Genomic DNA, 16,652 nt, shown 5'->3' with positions numbered 1-16,652 from the left:
CGATTAGGAAATGATAAAATATGCATGCTGCGATCAGCGGTCATCCAGCGGGATGTTCCGTATATGGTCTATCATGCTTTTATCAGCCTTGAGTGCCCAGAAAGCTGCCCCTATGAAGAATATGGTGAATATGCACAGGGAGGCCAGCGGGTATATACTTACACCTGTAATGGATTGCAGGTAATTGATGAATTTCATTGCTATTGAGATTTTACAATTGATCAGATTATTTTTTCTCTGCTACCACAGGGTTTTTGATATCAGCACCCAGCCGCTGCAGGTAAGCAATCAGCGCTACGATCTCTTTATCCGGCGCTACTTCCAGCTTGTCTTTCTTCAATGTAGCCGCTATTCCTTCCGCCTGTTTGTTCATGTCTGCATTGGCCTGTGCCTCATATCCTGCGGGATATGGTACACCCAGTTTACGCATGGCATTGATCATAGCAGGTGTTTTTGCTTTATCTACTTTATCATCAAACAACCAGGGATACTGTGGCATAATGGAACCCGGAGACATAGACGTTGGGTCCAGCATGTGATTGTAGTGCCATGAGTGAGGATACTTCCCTCCTATCCTGGCCAGATCTGGTCCTGTTCTCTTAGAGCCCCACTGGAAAGGGTGATCGTAAATAAACTCACCGGCTTTGGAGTATTCACCATAACGTGCTACTTCATCGCGGAAAGGACGGATCATCTGTGAGTGACAGGTATAACAACCCTCGCGGATATACACATCGCGGCCGTGTAACTCAAGCGGTGTATATGGTTTTACGCTGGAGATAGTAGGAATATTACTTCTTATCAGGAAGGTAGGGACCATTTCCAGGATACCTCCGATAGCTACTGCTACCAGGCTGAAAACGGCCAGCTGTATAGGTCTGCGTTCAATCCAGTTATGCCAGTGTGATTTGCCATGTGTCTGTATCACCTTTGGCAATGGCGCTGCTTCAGCAGCTTCATTTGCTACAAATGAGCCACGACGTACTGTTTTAGCCAGGTTGACGATCATCAGCACCACACCGCTGATATATAACACACCACCTACTGCACGCAGCGCATACATAGGAACGATGGTACTTACTGTTTCGAGGAACTGGAATTTTAACTGTCCTTCTTCTGTAAACTGTTTCCACATCATACTCTGTGTGAAGGCTGCCCAGTATAATGGGATCACATAGAAGATGATACCCAGTGTGCCCAGCCAGAAGTGTGTATTCGCCCATTTACGGGAATATAGTTCAGTAGTGAAAAGACGTGGTAATAACCAATACAGGATACCGAATGTGAGGAATCCGTTCCAGCCTAATGCTCCCACGTGTACGTGTGCGATGGTCCAGTCGGTATAGTGACTGATAGCATTCACATTTTTCAGGGATAACATAGGTCCTTCAAAGGTGGCCATACCATAACAGGTCAGCGCCACTACAAAGAATTTCAGGATAGCATCTTCTCTTACACGATCCCATGCACCGCGCAGCGTGAGCAAGCCATTCAGCATACCGCCCCAGGAAGGTGCGATCAGCATAATGGAGAACACCGTGCCGAGGGATTGCGCCCATTCAGGTAACGCCGTATATAAGAGGTGGTGTGGGCCAGCCCAGATATAAATAAAGATCAGCGCCCAGAAGTGGATGATGGACCAGCGATAGGAATATACAGGTCTGTTGGCCGCCTTCGGAACGAAATAGTACATGAGACCTAAGTATGGGGTGGTCAGGAAGAAGGCCACGGCATTATGTCCATACCACCATTGAACCAGGGCATCCTGCACACCCGCATACCAGGAATAACTTTTAAGGAAAGAGACCGGCATCTCGAATGAGTTCACAATATGCAGCATGGCGATAGCCACCCACGTGCCTACAAAGAACCAGATAGCCACATACAGATGCGCTTCACGACGACGGATGATAGTACCCAGCATATTCGCACCGAATACAACCCAGATCAGCGTAATGGCAATATCAAAAGGCCATTCCAGTTCTGCGTATTCTTTACCTGTAGTGCAGCCCGCCAGTAAGGTGATAGCACCGCCGGCAATGATGGCCTGCCATCCCCAGAAATGTATTTTACTCAATACATCACTGAACATGCGTGCTTTACACAGGCGTTGTAATGAGTAATACACACCCATGAAGATGCCATTGCCTACAAAGGCAAAGATGACAGCATTGGTGTGTACTGGTCTTAAACGACCAAATGTTGTAGGTGCGTAACCCAGGTTAAGGTCGGGCAACACCAGCGCCAGTGCAGCCCACAACCCGGCCAGCATACCGATCAGCCCCCAGCCGATACAGGCGTATGCAAACCATTTCACGGTACGGTTATCGTACGAAAACTTTTCGAGAGACATGTTTGTTCAATTACGAATGATAAGAGATGAGTTGATAGTATAGAAAGGAAAAATCAATGCTGGTTGCAGATGCGTGATTTGCAATTTGTGTTACTGCATGCATTCCCTGATTTGCAGCCCGTTTCCGTTGGTTTTATTTCAAATAGGATACGGTGTGCGGGGGAGAAATCATCTTCAAATTGTCCGTTCCTGACTGACCATATAAAAGCAGCGAGGAAGAAGATAGCCACTAGCAGGCTGGCTCCGAGAAGTATGATGATCACGCTCATAGTATTTGGTTTTAAATTCCATGAACAAAGCTAGCCTGTCGTGCATGCGGATACGATGATGCCGCTCAATGAAAATGCTGATTGATATCAGGCCCTGTCCATCCATTCACTCAACCCATAGGTAAGCAGCACAATGCTGATAGAACTGGCAGGCATCAGTATAGCAGCGGTTAACGGAGATAGGATGCCCTGTACGGCGAAGAATAATCCGATGATATTATACAGAAGAGAGATGATGAAAGTAAGGATGATAATACGTTTGTTATTCCTGCAGATCCTGATGAAACGGGGCAGTTGTATCATCTGATCAGCTTCGAGAATGCCATCACTGGCAGGTGTGAAATTATTACTGTTTTCCGTCAGAGAAATACCTACATCACTTTGCTTTAATGCACCGGCATCGTTCAGGCCGTCTCCGATCATGAGCACACGCCGTCCCTGTTTTTGCAGAGAGAGTACATAACCCAATTTGTCCACAGGCTGTTGCGCAAAATGCAAGCTGGCAGAGGGTCCCATTATTTCCTGCAAATAAGCTGCTTCCGCATCGTTATCACCGGATAGCAGGGATAATGCATACTTCTTCCGCAGGTGTCCCAGCAATGCCGCAATACCTTCCCTGTAGTGATGACGGACGATAAAACAACCGGTCTGCTGACCGTCAATAGTCACATAAACAGTACTTCCATCCGTATGTACTTTGCTGCTGGTGCCTGTGAATGCAGCATTCCCCAGCTGAATGAAATTATATTGTACCCAGCCACTGATGCCATTGGCCGCTATAGATCTGAAGTTCCTGATGGGCAGGCTTTCATCTTTGCCACAGAAAGACGCGATCATCTTACTGAGCGGATGTGTGGATTGTGCCGCCAGGGAACCGATAGCCCATAGTTTTTCCTTTGTAAGCGGCATGCCCTGATAAGATATACTGGCGGTAGCCTTGCCTGTTAATGTACCCGTTTTATCAAATACGATATGATCTACATCCGCCAGTCTTTCTATCGCATCTGCATTCCGCAGGTATAGGTGATGCCGGCTTAATATACGAAGGATATGTCCGTTTGTGAAAGAGGCTGCCAGCAGCAGTGCACAAGGGCAGGCCACGATCAGTACTGCTGTTACAGCCGGCCATATACGGGATGGGTCATGTGCCCACCAGTAGGTGGCAGTAATAACAGCGATTGACAGTACCACCCAGGTAAAATAGCGGCTCAGCAGGTGGATAAAAGAAGGTTGTTTTTCCTTCGGCGTTTTTAGTTCTTCCCTGTTCCACAGGCTGGTAAGGTAACTTTGTGCCACTTCCTTGATGGTCAGGATCTCTATATTCCCCTCCAGTTGTTTGCCGCCTGCATATACGATCTCCCCGGCGTTTTTCTGCACAGGGACTGCTTCTCCGGTTACAAAGCTATAATCAATGATGGCGTTCCCTTTTACAAGAATGCCATCTGCAGGGATCAGTTCCTGGTTGTGGATCAGTAAGGTATCGTTGGTTTTGATATCAGGCAGTGCGGTAGGCACCTGCTGACCGTCTTTCAGTACAGTAATGGCAATGGGGAAATAAGCGGTATAATCACGGTCAAAAGAGAGTCCCTGATAAGTTTTATCCTGCAGGATGCGACCTACCAGCATGAAGAAAACGATACCGGTCATCGAGTCAAAATATCCGCCGCCAGTGTCTGTAAGAACGTCTGTCAGACTGCGGATGAAGGTAACAATGATAGCCAGTACAATAGGCAGGTCAATGTTCAGAAACCCACTTTTAAGGCCTCCCCAGGCCGAACGGTAAAATACCTGTGCGCTGTAAAAGAACACGGGAAGAGATAATGTCAGGTTGAGCCAGCGGAATATGTGGTTCATTTTCTCGTCAGCATATCCATAATGGGAGAAATATTCCGGGAAACTAAGCAGCATGATATTGGCGAAACAGAATCCGGCCACCCCCAGTCTGTAGATCAATCCTTTTTGTATACGCGGTTTTTGCTGCCTGAGGTCCTGAAGACTGATATAAGGTTCATACCCTATACTGGTCAGGGTTTCGGCAATATGCCTGAGCGAGGTTTCCTGCTGCCGGAATATGATCAGCGCTTCTTTCTTTGCAAAATTGACCGTCACCCGTTGTACCCCACCATCAAGCCGATGTAGGTTTTCGAGTAGCCACAAACAGGAGCTACAGTGGATATGCGGAATATAGAAAGTCAGGTGTGTTTGTGTATCGTCCTGGAACTGAATCAGCTGCTGTTGTATTTTTTTGTCGTCCAGGAAGGCGAATTTATCTTTCCTCACAGGTATCCGCTGCGCCTGACCGGGATTGGCGTTCAGTGTGTAATAGTCACAGAGGTCGTTCTCATTCAAGATCTCATACACCAGTTTACATCCTTCACAGCAAAAGTTTTTATCTCCGAGGCTTATTTTCTTGTCCGGGCAGTCTTCCCCACAGTGGGCACATTGCAGTTTTGTATCGGGAGCGGCAGAGATCGTAGCCATGATAAAGGATTTTGGCAAAACTACCGGCAAGGCCACGGGCAGACAATGATGGGTATCAAAAGGGGCGCTGATCGTTATCAGCGGTAGAGTGGGCATTCGGGGGAATAATTAGCGTACTACTAGTGGAAATTCGAAGGAATCGCTTTTGCAACTCATATAAAACCCTTTATAAACCCATAGATAATCCATATATAACCCATATCTCTTTAAATATGGGTTATATATGGGTTGTATATGGCTTATATATGGGTTATATATGGGTTATCTCAGGGAATACAGTATAGTAGCGCCCTCACAAGGAGTGTATAAAATAGATATTTTGTAAAGAGTTGATATTAAGTAGTGTTCCGCATATGTTTTGGGTCTTATATGAGGAGGGCTTAACTTAAATACGGCAGAAAAAGCTCATCCAGGAATGGACGAAGAATGGACGAAAAAGGGACGAACAAGCGACGGCGAAGTGACGAAGAAAGGGTGGACTTAAAGGTAAGTTGAGGGGTACTTGAGTTAGACCGGAGACGGGGATATTAATCCTGCAGGTTGGCGGTACGGGTCAGTTCTTCCTGGTTCAGCAGGCGGATCTTTTTGCCCTGTAGTTCGATAAGACCATCTTTTTTGAACTCAGAGAGCAGACGGATGGCCGATTCTGTGGCGGTGCCTACCAGGTTGGCTATTTCCTCGCGGGAGAGGCGGACATTGAGGGTAAAGCCGTCCTGTTCCACGCCATAGGTTTCTTTGAGGAAGAGCAGGGTTTCCGCGAGGCGTTCACGTACTGGCTTCTGGGCCAGGTGGGTGATCTTCATCTCGGCTTTTCTGAGCTCACTTGCCAGGATGCGCATCATTTCCAGGGAAAGGCTGGCATCTTTCTGCAATACGCTCATGAAAAGGTCCTTTGGAATAAAACAGACGGAGGAGTCGTCCAGGGCAATGGCAGATGCGGTGTAACGTTCTGCGCTGAGGAGTGCCTTATAACCTATAATGTCGCCTGGTTTACATAGACGGACGATCTGTTCCCGGCCATCATCGCCACAGTGTGACAGTTTGATCTTGCCGGTATTCACGCAGTAAATGCCGAAAGGATAAGCGCCTTCCTGAAATACGATCTGGCCTTTTTTGTATGTGGTACATACCTTGGCCGATTCGATTTCTTCCAGATTGCACTTCTCCGCTTTGAACAAAATTGATCCAAAGCGGTCCTGACAATTCCTGCATGAGGCATTATGGTATGGCGTACACATAGTTTTCAGTGTGCAAAATTACTAATTTACGGCCAAATAAGCGTACGTTTCCTTACTACTTGAGCATGTCACTTAAATATTATATTATATATAAACCTTTCCAGGTGCTGACCCGTTTCGGAAAAGAGGAGGGCAAGGAGAGCCTGGCAGATTACTTTAAAGTTCCTGCTGATGTTTATCCGGTGGGTAGGCTGGACTATGATAGCGAAGGCCTGCTCATTCTTACAAACGATAAATCGCTGACCCACAGGCTGCTGGACCCTAAATTCGCCCATGAGCGGGAATATTGGGTCCAGGTAGACGGCGCGGTGACAGCAGCAGCCGTTGAGCAACTGAAACGGGGTGTCAGTATTGCGGTAGACGGGAAGCAATATCAGACCCGGCGTTGCCAGGCAGCGTTATTTGAAACGGACCCGGTGGTACCTGAACGTAATCCCCCTATCCGTTTCCGTAAGCTGATTCCGGCGCCCTGGATCAGATTAGTGCTTAGTGAGGGTAAAAACCGGCAGGTAAGGAAGATGACCGCAGCCGTGGGTTTTCCTACGTTGAGACTTATCCGTTACCGGATAGGCCGCATTACCATAGATGGGCTGGAACCAGGACAGATGCGGGAAATGGGGCAAAAGGAAGTATATGATATGTTGTTTAAGTAGTGGCTGCGTGGATGCCCTGACGTAGGCTTCCTGGCAGCTTATATGATGTGCTGCTGTCGTTTACCTGCACTATTCTTTGTGTTTTGGCCTAATTTAGGTAGGTTTGTTGCCTACAAATCTCTATTATGCTGAAATCAATGACCGGCTTTGGAAGGGCGGAAACCACCAAGGGCGAGACTACGGTTGTAGTTGAAGTAAAATCGCTCAATGGTAAGCAGTTTGAGGTAAACCTGAAGATTTCCCCGCTGTTGAAGCCTTATGAGTTTGATATCCGCAATAAGCTGCAACAGACCCTTCTGCGTGGTACCCTGGATGCGACAGTTAATATAAGGCAAAACGGGGCAACCCGTCCGGTGGTCATTAATACGGATCTGGCTAAATATTACCATAGCTCTATCACATCTCTGGCTACAGAACTGAACCTGCCACAGGAAGACATGCTGAATGTGCTGATGAAGCTGCCAGAGGTGGTAACACCGGCTACAGAGCAGATCTCTGAAGAAGAGTGGCTCGAAGTGGAAAAGGTAATACAGCTGGCGGTAGCCGATCTGGATGCGCATCGCCTGGACGAAGGACAGATGCTGGCTGCAGACCTGTTGCTGCGCATAGAGAACATAGGAACCTATTGCATAAAGGTACGTGAACTGGACCCTCAGCGTAAAGAAAGGGTGCGTCAGCGACTGGAAGGCTTACTGGCAGAGCATGTAGGGAAAGAAAATGTGGATGAGAACCGCCTGGAACAGGAATTGATCTTTTACCTGGAAAAGCTGGATATTTCCGAAGAACTGGTTAGGCTGGAAAATCACTGCCGTTATTTCAAAGAGATCCTTGCTGAAGCAGATCCTGCAAAAGGCAAGAAACTGGGCTTCGTACTGCAGGAAATTGGCCGTGAGATTAATACGACCGGTTCCAAAGCCAATGATGCCAATATCCAGCAATGGGTGGTACTCATGAAAGATGAACTGGAAAAGGCGAAAGAACAGGTGCTGAACGTACTGTAATGAGATGACCGATATCGTTCCTCAGGTATAAAACGTATTGTGATAAAATATGAATAAACTCTGCCGGATTGTCGTGGTCGCGGGCATGCTGTTATCTGCAGCAGCCTGTCAGCCACTGAAGATGGACACCTATGAAAAGAACCTGGATATTCCGGGACATGAATGGTCCTATGCTTTCAAACCTGTTTTTGAGGTGACCGTGCAGCCTCAGGATACAGCATACGTTTACAATATCTATGTAAACGTAAGGCATAAAGACTCCTACCCTTTCAGCAATATATGGTTACAGGTACATACGCAGTTTCCGGGAGAAAAACCGGTAACACAACGGGTAGAGTTGCCGTTGGCGGATAATACCGGCAAATGGCTGGGCAGCGGGCTGGATGACATTTATGAACACAAGATCCCCATCCAGCAGAAGGCCATCCTGAATAAGCCGGGTACATACAAATTTACTTTTGAACAAAACATGCGGCAAAATCCGTTGCCGGATATCATGAATGTAGGCCTGCGGATTGAGAAAGCCGGATTGCGAACTAATGAAAAAGCTATTCCGTAAAATGGAGGGAAGAAGTGGTATCCACTTCGTATACCTTTTTGTACTGGCATACACGATTCTTGCATTGGTATGGTGGGGCGTATTGCTGTTCAACCAAAGTGAACAGATCACCGGTTTCGAGATCAGGAACCTGGAACTCCGGATTGACAATGTTGCACATCCTACAGAATTTCACCGGGAACTTGAACGTATACATAGCACAGAACTGAGACGTTTTGTCATGTATCTGAGTGAAGGATTAATTTTTCTGGCCATTATATTATTGGGAGGATTCTTCGTTTACAGGTCTATCTGGAAGCAAATGCGCTTATCCCAACAGCAGCAGAATTTCATGATGGCAGTCACACATGAATTAAAATCACCTATTGCGGCTGCAAAACTGAACCTCGAAACTCTCCGGAAACACAAGCTGGATGAGGAAAAGCGACTAAAACTACTGGATAACACCATTCGGGAAACCAACCGGTTGGACCAGCTCTGTAACAACATTCTCCTGGCCTCCCAGATGGAGGCGCAACGATACCAGCTATTCCGGGAGGACATAGATTTCTCTGCCCTGCTGGAAACAGGGATCAGGGAAATGCAGTCACGCATTTCGACACATACGATACAGGCACATATTTTGCCAGATGTGTGGGTCAATGGGGATAAATTCATGTTGCAGATCCTGCTGAGCAACCTGGTGGAAAATGCGGTTAAGTATGCACCTAAACAAACGGTGATCGATATAACGCTGGAAGAATGCAGCGGCAGCATGTTGAAACTGAAGGTAACAGACGAGGGACCTGGCATCCCGGTAGACGAGCGGGATCGGATCTTCCTGAAGTTTTATCGTATAGGCAATGAAAATACGCGTAAAGCAAAAGGCTCCGGGCTTGGATTGTTCCTCAGCAGAAAGATCGTACAGCAGCATGGAGGTTCGATTGTCGTAAAAGATAACGTACCTGCGGGTGCCAGTTTTGAGATAACCTGGCCCGTATATTCCATTCAAAGAGTGTAAATTAGCGATAGCAACTATTAACTATGAAGGAAGCTACTAAAGCATCCATACTACTGGTAGAGGACGAAGAAAACCTCCAGGAAGCCCTGAAACTGAACCTGGAGCTGGAGGGATATGAAGTAACAGCTGTAGATAATGGCACCGCCGCTTTAAAGGCGGTAAAGAACGAATATTTTGACCTGATCATCCTGGATATCATGCTGCCGGAAATGGACGGTATTGCCGTTTGTGAGAACATCCGTATCCAGAATAATGAAGTGCCGATCCTGTTCCTCAGTGCGAAGAACAGCAGTGCAGACCGTGTATTGGGCCTGAAGAAAGGCGGGGACGATTATATGACTAAGCCCTTCAACCTGGAAGAACTGTTGTTGCGGGTAGAAAAACTGATCGTTAAAAACAAACGCATACAGGATAAGGACAGTGTATCTTCTGTATACCGTTTCGGTAGCAATGAGATCGACTTTGCCGCGCAGGAATGCATCGGTAAAGACGGAAAACACTATGAACTGAGCAAGAAAGAAACGATGTTGCTGAAACTGCTCATCGAAAATAAGGGGGAGGTAGTGACCCGTGAAAAGATCCTGCAGGTAGTATGGGGGTATAATGTGTACCCTACCACCCGTACGATTGACAACTTTATTCTCAATTTCCGTAAATATTTTGAAGAGGACAGCCGGAATTCCAGGTATTTTCACTCAGTAAGAGGAGTGGGATACAAGTTTACCGAATAGCCATTGGCCGCCGTTTACCCTTTGTTTTCCCCCGGTTGTTCTGCAAATGCTGCCTTGTATTAATTGCCCCTTTCCCGGGAACCAGATTTGACGGATATTTAGCACCGGTCTTAACTCCGTTTGTATCGTGCTATCAGGATTGTGCGACTTTGTGAGGTGCTTATAATTTGTATCCTTTCGTAAACCTTTTCAATTTTGGTTCTTTGCTCTAACATACTCAATGCAGTAGGTTGGCCGTACTGGGTGTTTTTTCTGTTGAGTTTGATTATGATCTGCTGTGTGTTCTATTTACGTGAAAGGCATATAAGGCAGACTTCAACGAAAGAGATAAGCAGGCAACAGCAGCTGGTATACCTGGAAATGCATGCATTCCAGGCACAGATGGATCCTCATTTTATCTTTAATAGCCTCAACGCTATTCATCATTACATCCTTACCACCAGTACCGATCTGGCTTCCCTCTATCTGACGCGTTTTGCACGTCTGATGCGCCTTATTATCCGGAACTGTAACCGCGAATGGGTCAACCTGGAAGAGGATATAGAGGCGCTGGAGCTGTATTTGCAGCTGGAACAGCTCCGCTTCGGCACCCAGTTTGACTATGAGCTGGAAGTTACCCCCGATGTATTTCAGCAACTCACCTTTGTACCCCCTCTTATTATTCAACCCTATATCCAGGAGGCCATCTGGCGCAGATTGCTGTTACGTCCTACCAAGACAGGAGGTTGCCTGCGGATCAGGATCAGCCGGGAGGATGAAATGATTTCCGTCCGGATCGAGGACAATGGCATCAACCAGGGGCCACCGGCAGAAGATACCCATCTCTCCCAGGGCATTACTATTGCTACCGCCAGGCTGGAAGCCATTAATGAGCAGTATAATATGCGTTCAGGTATTACAGAGCGGGAACTTTATAATGAAATGCAACAACCAAGCGGTCATCTTGTTATAATTAGTATGCAGCAGATGGCCTCCAGAGAAGCCGTAATGTAATATATAAAAACAGCATCTGCCTAAAATAAACTTTCACATCTTTACATAGAATATTTGTATATTATATCAGACTCTCGCCTATGCTTTCTTATGCTGACTGAGGGAGAGTCTTTTGGGGACAAGAATTAGAAAAACATGCGCACCATTATCGTGGATGATGAAAAACTCAGCCGAAGCGTCTTAAAGCTTTTGCTTGAGAAGCATTGCCCTGCAGTTAACATAGTGGCCGTTTGCGCTGATGGGATCTCTGCATTGGAGGCAATCGAAAAATATCAACCTGATCTTCTATTCCTGGATGTGGAAATGCCGGGATTGAATGGATTTGAGGTCCTGCAGGCCTGCAGGGATGCCTCCTTTTCTGTTATTGTAACTACTTCATACGATCATTATGCGCTGGAAGCTATCCGCCATAATGCACTGGATTATCTGCTTAAGCCAATTGTCCGGGAAGACCTGGTAGATGCTGTTGACAAAGCCATGATGCGGCAACGGCAGAAGGAGGACAAAACAGATGCCCTGATGGAATTTCTGCACCAACATCTGTACCCGGGAGAAAGACTGGCGCTTCCCTGTCCGGAAGGCCTGAGAATGTTGCTGGTAAAGGATATTCTTTATTGTGTGGCTGAAGGGGAAAGCACCTGCATCCATCTGGTCAATGGCGCGGAACCGGCATCGGTATGTCGTTCATTAAAAGAAGTGGAAAGCTTACTGAAGAATAAAGGGTTTTTCAGGGTACATCACAGTTATCTGGTTAATCTGAATTATATGGACAGGTATATCAAAGGCGATGGTGGAGATATCATTATGACTGACGGCAGTTGTATACCCGTTTCCCGTCAACGTAAGCAGGAGTTTATGGACAGGATCGAAAAGCTTTAAACCGCAAACTACAGGCTTCAGGAGATGAGGGCGTACCCTATACGCCTGTAGCCTGTAGTTTGCAGCTTGCCTACAACCTCCTGATCTCTGCACAAGCGAGCCAACCGGTCTTGCCATCCGGTAGCAATATTTTACAATATTCCTGTGTTGCGTCAGTTACCTGCACTTTTACGCCTTCGTGCAGTTCGAACATATCTTTACTTTCCTGGTCTGGCGCTGCTTTTACCTTCACTGCACTACCCATGATGATACCCTCGTGGTGCCCATTGGCAATAACGTAAGTACTGATGCCGATGGTCAGGTAGAAGAAGAACAGCACTGTGGCCACTCCTGTGACCCACCGTAACAATGCAGGTTTAAAAGCGGGTATGAGCAGCAGGGCAATGACGCCAGCTATCAGCAGCCAGAAGAAAATAACCGCGCCCATAGCCCAGCCATTGGGACTGTGGAAATGTTGTATGTGTAGCCACCATTGTTGGAAAAACAGCAAGGGGAGGTCATTTACATATCCTTCGACCCTTTGATTGGCAACAGACAGATTGTGTATGACGGATTTATTAAAGGGATCCTTCTCAAGGGCTTTTTCATAATTATAGATGGCAAGGCCGGTCCTGTTGGCCTTATAATAAGCATTGCCGGCGTTCATGAACAACTGTGGCTGGTAATAGCCTTCGTCGATGAGCTGCTGATAAATACCGGCGGCTTCCGTGTATTGCTTCTCTTTGTAAAGCTGATTGGCCTTGTCAAACTGTTGCTGCTGTACCGGACCTGCAGCTGAAACGTTGTATACCAGCAGAAAGAGGGCACAGAGCGCTGTTAATATTTTTTTCATAGTTAGCTGGGTTTACACGACACTTTTTGCACGTTGCAGTTCATCTTCCAGACGGCTGATCACTGTTACGGCCTGCTGATAAGTACCCTGCATTTTATCGTTGTTATGCATAGGTGTATACAGCGCCATTTCACAATCATCCAGCAGATCGAACAACTGAGCGGTGTATTGTACACTCACCTGTTGCTGGGTAAGTTTATCCTGTATCAGCTGTTTACTGAGGTCTGCAAAAGGAACATGCAATTTATTACTGAGATACCCCCATATAGCGCGGGAAGTCTCTTCATAGAAAGCCTTGTCTTTTCCTTCCTTCAGGTAACGGGCCGCCAGTTCCAGCCTTTTCAGGGCTACCTTGTTGGCATAACGATGTTTGAGGAACGCTGCGTTATTCTGCTGATAATTCAGCCTGCGGCGATATACCATGGCTGCCACCAGTAATAAAACAGGAATCAGCAGCAATATGTAAAACAATGGGTTGACGAGCAGGAATCTGCCTTGTTTCACCCAATTGAGTACGCCATTGTAGTTAGACGTAATGGTATTCCTGTTCGCGCTGAAGTCTTCTTTATCCCGTTTGGTCTGTTTTCCGGGAGTGACGTGTACGGAAAACGGTTCCGAACGGACGGATTTGTAACTATTGGAAGCTACATCGAAGTAGGAAAATTCTACCGCAGGAATGGTCTGGTCGCCAGCTTCAAGGGGCATCAGCACATATTCAAACTGACGGGAGCCGGACAGCGGATTGCTGTTCTTCTCAATATTGTCGCTTACTTTAGGATCATATTTTTCAAAGGCAGCTGGTATCTCCACTTTTGGACCATTCAGCAGGTTTACATTTCCCTGTCCGGATACCACAACTTTCAGTGTGAGCGCATCGTCTGTGGTAAGGTTCCGCTTGTCGATGGCCGCAGTCATGTTGAATTTACCCACAGCGCCTGTAAAACTAGCCGGACGGTTATCTACAGGAAGCGGCTTAACGGTTACCCTCAACGGTGCTGTCTGGACTTTATAAGGAACATCTTCGTAGGTTACTTCCGGACGGTTGAAAAAGTCGTCAAAGAAAGGATCATCGAAGGGATCTTTAGCATTGGGATCATTGAAAAGGTCTGCAAAAGGATCACGGGACTTCTTGTTACCATTTTTGACAAGTTTAACCAGTTTTACGTGGTTGTCCACTTCCACAGGATCCAGTTCCAGGGTGCCTGACTGTAAAGGGAACAGCAGTGTTTTACGGATGGTGAACACCTTAAAACGCATACCGTTCACTATTTCTTCAGACGCCTGTGGGGGATTGGGCAGTTCAATATCTTTTGCGGAAAATCCTTTAAACGCCGGAACCTTGGTAACGCTGGAGTTTGTGGGGAGGCGGGTGTACAGCTTATAGGTCGCTGTCAGCTGCTCTCCTTCGTATAAAGAGGTCTTATCTACATCAACTTTTACAAAGATATTTTTACGCAGTTTCGCATTGACGTCTTCTCCATTCCTCAGCACCCCTTCCATTTCGTCCTGCTGCTGTTGCTGGCGCTGTGACCTGGAGGGAGGGAATCCACTTTGTGGCGCTGATTGCTGGGGGCCCTGCTGATAAGCACCCCGGCTGCCTTTTACCACTTCTATCGTAACAGGGTTGGAACGTACTACATTCCCGTTTGAACGGGCAGTAGCACCAGGAAGGGTGAAATTACCCACCTTTTTAGCCTGTATTACATAGATAAGTGCGATGTATTCCGAGCGCCGGCCGTTCATGATAGATTGACCCTGCATCTGGGATGGGCCTTGCAGTATTTCAAAATCATTGAAAGCCGGAGGCGTGAAACTGGTAACATTGGGTGCATTTTCCAGCATGAACTGTATCTGGAACGGTTCATCCAGTGCTACCCTGTTATTACTGACAGAGGTAGTGAACCTGAATTCCTGTGCCTGCAGGCAAGAGATTACGCCCAGGCAAAGTAGCAGGGATAATACAAACTTCTTTATACTAACAGTAGTGACATTCATAATGCAGAACAAATTTAGCCAAAGCCAGCCCTGTTGGTGCTGAATACCCAGTTAAAAGTTAGTTAAAAAAATAAACAATATAATGGTGGAAGTGCTTGCTGGTAAAGGGTTTATGCAATGTCGCCCAGCATTGGCCGCATGATAACTTCCTCTACAACGGCCTGTTTTGACAGTGTATAAGCGCCCCATAAGAGGTCTGCTACATCTTCAGGCTCCATCATTCTGCCGGGAGGGGCATCGAAGCCTTCCCAGGAAGCAGTTAAAGTAGGTCCGGGGCTCAGGGAGGTCACTTTTATGTTATGAGGTTTCAGTTCCTCCCGCAGGTTCCGGGAAAAGCCAAGTAAAGCAAATTTTGTGATACTATAAGCCCCTCCATTGGGGTATGACGTATAACTGGCCGTAGAGCACATATTAAAGATATGCCCCTTCCTGGCCGCTTTCATGCCTGGTAATAACTGTCGGGTAAGGTGATAAGCACTGTAAACATTCACAGACATCATACTTTCCAGTAATCCGTCCTCCTGATCTCCCATACCTCCCGGAATAAATATGCCGGCATTGTTGACCAGTATGTCAACGGTATTAAAAGTATTCCTGATCTCTTCTGCGAATGCCAGTACTGCTGCTTTCTGACCCATATCTACAGAGCGGGCAAGTACTTTGATGGAGGCGTTAGCCGCCTGGATATCTGTTGCTGCCTTTTCCAGGTGGCCTGCGTTCCGGGCGCAGATGGCTACGTTAAATCCTTCTCTGGCCAGCTTTTCCGCAATTGCTTTTCCTATTCCTTTGCTGGCGCCAGTAATTACTGCGTTCATATTTTATGATTAAGGGAGACGGAAAATAGTAAAAAATGTGCTTCGCCACGTAATGAGTATCTTTGTAGTTGATTAAGGACGTGCTAGCAAAATGAAATACAAGCATATATTTTTCGATCTGGACCACACCCTATGGGATTTTGAGACCAATGCCTACCTGGTACTAGAGCAGCTGTATCACGCGCATAACCTGGAGGGGCGCGGAGTACCATCCTTTAAGGAATTTCATAAAGTGTATATGGTGCATAACGATAAGCTCTGGGATCGTTTCCGCAAGGGGTTTATCACACGGAATGATCTCCGCAGTAAACGTTTCCGTCTCACCTTACTGGATTTTAAGATCGGGGATGAGAAATTGTGCGAAGCACTGGGCACCCAGTTCCTGGAAGAATTGCCTACCCAGACAGCTCTTTTTCCACATGCGAAAGAAGTATTGGAATACCTGGCAGCAAAGAATTATCCCATACATATGATCACCAATGGCTTTGAAGAAACCCAGCTGCGTAAGATGAAGAGTTCAGGGATCGATCATTTTTTCACACATGTGATCACTTCTGAGTCCGCAGGCAGTCTGAAACCATACCGGGAGATCTTTGATTATGCCATCACGAAGGCAGACGCTACGGCCGATAGCAGTATTATGATCGGGGACGCCCTGGATATTGACATTATAGGGGCATTTAATGCGGGAATAGATCAGGTATATTTCAATCCGCTGGTACCAGCTACTGGAGAGCTGAAGCCGACATATGTGATCAATAGTCTGCATGAGCTGACGACCATCCTGTAAAATAGTAACTGTTCTAAATAAGAAAGTCCCATCTTCTGCTGCGATCTGCTGATGAAGATGGGA

Annotated in this window: 16 protein-coding genes; 8 read left to right on the top strand and 8 right to left on the bottom strand. The window is 46.8% G+C overall.

Going from position 1 to position 16,652, the window contains the following annotated elements:
* Positions 1–33 precede the first annotated feature (33 nt).
* The 5 genes from CLV42_RS01110 to CLV42_RS01090 all read right to left on the bottom strand — a co-directional run bounded on the left by CLV42_RS01110 (position 34) and on the right by CLV42_RS01090 (position 6,341).
* Positions 34–198: a CcoQ/FixQ family Cbb3-type cytochrome c oxidase assembly chaperone gene (locus tag CLV42_RS01110; RefSeq protein ID WP_106600061.1), complete on the bottom strand. Its 165-nt coding sequence runs from the start codon at positions 196–198 to the stop codon at positions 34–36.
* A 28-nt stretch (positions 199–226) separates the two neighbouring features.
* Positions 227–2,353: a cytochrome-c oxidase, cbb3-type subunit I gene (gene ccoN, locus CLV42_RS01105; RefSeq protein ID WP_106600060.1), complete on the bottom strand. Its 2,127-nt coding sequence runs from the start codon at positions 2,351–2,353 to the stop codon at positions 227–229.
* A gap of 53 nt (positions 2,354–2,406) precedes the next feature.
* Positions 2,407–2,622, bottom strand: coding sequence for a cbb3-type cytochrome oxidase assembly protein CcoS (gene ccoS / locus CLV42_RS01100; RefSeq protein ID WP_106600059.1), 216 nt, complete (start codon positions 2,620–2,622; stop codon positions 2,407–2,409).
* Positions 2,623–2,709: 87 nt separating this feature from the next.
* Entirely contained in the window at positions 2,710–5,103 is a 2,394-nt protein-coding gene (locus CLV42_RS01095) for a heavy metal translocating P-type ATPase (RefSeq protein WP_106600058.1), read from the bottom strand.
* 527 nt (positions 5,104–5,630) lie between these two features.
* Complete coding sequence (locus CLV42_RS01090; RefSeq protein WP_106600057.1) at positions 5,631–6,341, bottom strand: Crp/Fnr family transcriptional regulator; 711 nt, start codon at positions 6,339–6,341, stop codon at positions 5,631–5,633.
* A gap of 65 nt (positions 6,342–6,406) precedes the next feature.
* Here CLV42_RS01090 and CLV42_RS01085 point away from each other — a divergent pair, with 65 nt between their 5' ends.
* The 7 genes from CLV42_RS01085 to CLV42_RS01055 all read left to right on the top strand — a co-directional run bounded on the left by CLV42_RS01085 (position 6,407) and on the right by CLV42_RS01055 (position 12,157).
* Entirely contained in the window at positions 6,407–6,994 is a 588-nt protein-coding gene (locus CLV42_RS01085) for a pseudouridine synthase (RefSeq protein ID WP_106600056.1), read from the top strand.
* Positions 6,995–7,119: 125 nt separating this feature from the next.
* Positions 7,120–7,995, top strand: coding sequence for a YicC/YloC family endoribonuclease (locus CLV42_RS01080; protein ID WP_106600055.1), 876 nt, complete (start codon positions 7,120–7,122; stop codon positions 7,993–7,995).
* A gap of 49 nt (positions 7,996–8,044) precedes the next feature.
* On the top strand, positions 8,045–8,554 hold the full coding sequence (locus CLV42_RS01075) for a gliding motility lipoprotein GldH (protein ID WP_106600054.1): 510 nt from the start codon (positions 8,045–8,047) through the stop codon (positions 8,552–8,554).
* Positions 8,535–9,554, top strand: coding sequence for a sensor histidine kinase (locus tag CLV42_RS01070; RefSeq protein WP_106600053.1), 1,020 nt, complete (start codon positions 8,535–8,537; stop codon positions 9,552–9,554). The genes CLV42_RS01075 and CLV42_RS01070 overlap by 20 nt, the downstream gene beginning before the upstream one ends.
* 23 nt (positions 9,555–9,577) lie before the next feature.
* Positions 9,578–10,285, top strand: a complete 708-nt coding sequence (locus CLV42_RS01065; protein WP_106600052.1) for a response regulator transcription factor — start codon at positions 9,578–9,580, stop codon at positions 10,283–10,285.
* 279 nt (positions 10,286–10,564) lie between these two features.
* Complete coding sequence (locus tag CLV42_RS01060; RefSeq protein WP_170117350.1) at positions 10,565–11,278, top strand: sensor histidine kinase; 714 nt, start codon at positions 10,565–10,567, stop codon at positions 11,276–11,278.
* A gap of 135 nt (positions 11,279–11,413) precedes the next feature.
* Positions 11,414–12,157 (top strand): LytR/AlgR family response regulator transcription factor, encoded by a 744-nt coding sequence (locus CLV42_RS01055; RefSeq protein WP_106600050.1) that lies wholly within the window; start codon positions 11,414–11,416, stop codon positions 12,155–12,157.
* Between the two features lie 70 nt (positions 12,158–12,227).
* On the opposite strand, the gene CLV42_RS01050 is transcribed toward CLV42_RS01055, so the two are convergent.
* The 3 genes from CLV42_RS01050 to CLV42_RS01040 all read right to left on the bottom strand — a co-directional run bounded on the left by CLV42_RS01050 (position 12,228) and on the right by CLV42_RS01040 (position 15,799).
* The gene (locus CLV42_RS01050) at positions 12,228–12,989 is read right to left on the bottom strand and encodes an SH3 domain-containing protein (protein WP_106600049.1); all 762 of its coding nucleotides are present in this window, start codon (positions 12,987–12,989) and stop codon (positions 12,228–12,230) included.
* A 12-nt stretch (positions 12,990–13,001) separates the two neighbouring features.
* A complete protein-coding gene (locus CLV42_RS01045) occupies positions 13,002–14,984 on the bottom strand; it encodes a BatD family protein (RefSeq protein ID WP_106600048.1) in 1,983 nt (660 codons plus the stop codon).
* A 110-nt stretch (positions 14,985–15,094) separates the two neighbouring features.
* On the bottom strand, positions 15,095–15,799 hold the full coding sequence (locus CLV42_RS01040) for an SDR family oxidoreductase (RefSeq protein WP_106600047.1): 705 nt from the start codon (positions 15,797–15,799) through the stop codon (positions 15,095–15,097).
* A gap of 91 nt (positions 15,800–15,890) precedes the next feature.
* Here CLV42_RS01040 and CLV42_RS01035 point away from each other — a divergent pair, with 91 nt between their 5' ends.
* Positions 15,891–16,589 (top strand): YjjG family noncanonical pyrimidine nucleotidase, encoded by a 699-nt coding sequence (locus CLV42_RS01035; RefSeq protein ID WP_106600046.1) that lies wholly within the window; start codon positions 15,891–15,893, stop codon positions 16,587–16,589.
* Positions 16,590–16,652 lie beyond the last annotated feature (63 nt).

The sequence above is a fragment of the Chitinophaga ginsengisoli genome, from assembly GCF_003014595.1.
Classification (GTDB): domain Bacteria; phylum Bacteroidota; class Bacteroidia; order Chitinophagales; family Chitinophagaceae; genus Chitinophaga; species Chitinophaga ginsengisoli.
This window is presented reverse-complemented; position numbering and strand designations above follow the sequence as displayed.

Coding starts and splice junctions, on each gene's coding strand:
- ccoS (WP_106600059.1), bottom strand. CDS start 2,622: ATGAGCGTGATCATCATACTTCTCGGAGCCAGCCTGCTAGTGGCTATC.
- CLV42_RS01050 (WP_106600049.1), bottom strand. CDS start 12,989: ATGAAAAAAATATTAACAGCGCTCTGTGCCCTCTTTCTGCTGGTATAC.
- CLV42_RS01045 (WP_106600048.1), bottom strand. CDS start 14,984: ATGAATGTCACTACTGTTAGTATAAAGAAGTTTGTATTATCCCTGCTA.
- CLV42_RS01090 (WP_106600057.1), bottom strand. CDS start 6,341: ATGTGTACGCCATACCATAATGCCTCATGCAGGAATTGTCAGGACCGC.
- CLV42_RS01055 (WP_106600050.1), top strand. CDS start 11,414: ATGCGCACCATTATCGTGGATGATGAAAAACTCAGCCGAAGCGTCTTA.
- CLV42_RS01070 (WP_106600053.1), top strand. CDS start 8,535: ATGAAAAAGCTATTCCGTAAAATGGAGGGAAGAAGTGGTATCCACTTC.
- CLV42_RS01075 (WP_106600054.1), top strand. CDS start 8,045: ATGAATAAACTCTGCCGGATTGTCGTGGTCGCGGGCATGCTGTTATCT.
- CLV42_RS01035 (WP_106600046.1), top strand. CDS start 15,891: ATGAAATACAAGCATATATTTTTCGATCTGGACCACACCCTATGGGAT.
- ccoN (WP_106600060.1), bottom strand. CDS start 2,353: ATGTCTCTCGAAAAGTTTTCGTACGATAACCGTACCGTGAAATGGTTT.
- CLV42_RS01040 (WP_106600047.1), bottom strand. CDS start 15,799: ATGAACGCAGTAATTACTGGCGCCAGCAAAGGAATAGGAAAAGCAATT.
- CLV42_RS01080 (WP_106600055.1), top strand. CDS start 7,120: ATGCTGAAATCAATGACCGGCTTTGGAAGGGCGGAAACCACCAAGGGC.
- CLV42_RS01065 (WP_106600052.1), top strand. CDS start 9,578: ATGAAGGAAGCTACTAAAGCATCCATACTACTGGTAGAGGACGAAGAA.
- CLV42_RS01085 (WP_106600056.1), top strand. CDS start 6,407: ATGTCACTTAAATATTATATTATATATAAACCTTTCCAGGTGCTGACC.
- CLV42_RS01095 (WP_106600058.1), bottom strand. CDS start 5,103: ATGGCTACGATCTCTGCCGCTCCCGATACAAAACTGCAATGTGCCCAC.
- CLV42_RS01110 (WP_106600061.1), bottom strand. CDS start 198: ATGAAATTCATCAATTACCTGCAATCCATTACAGGTGTAAGTATATAC.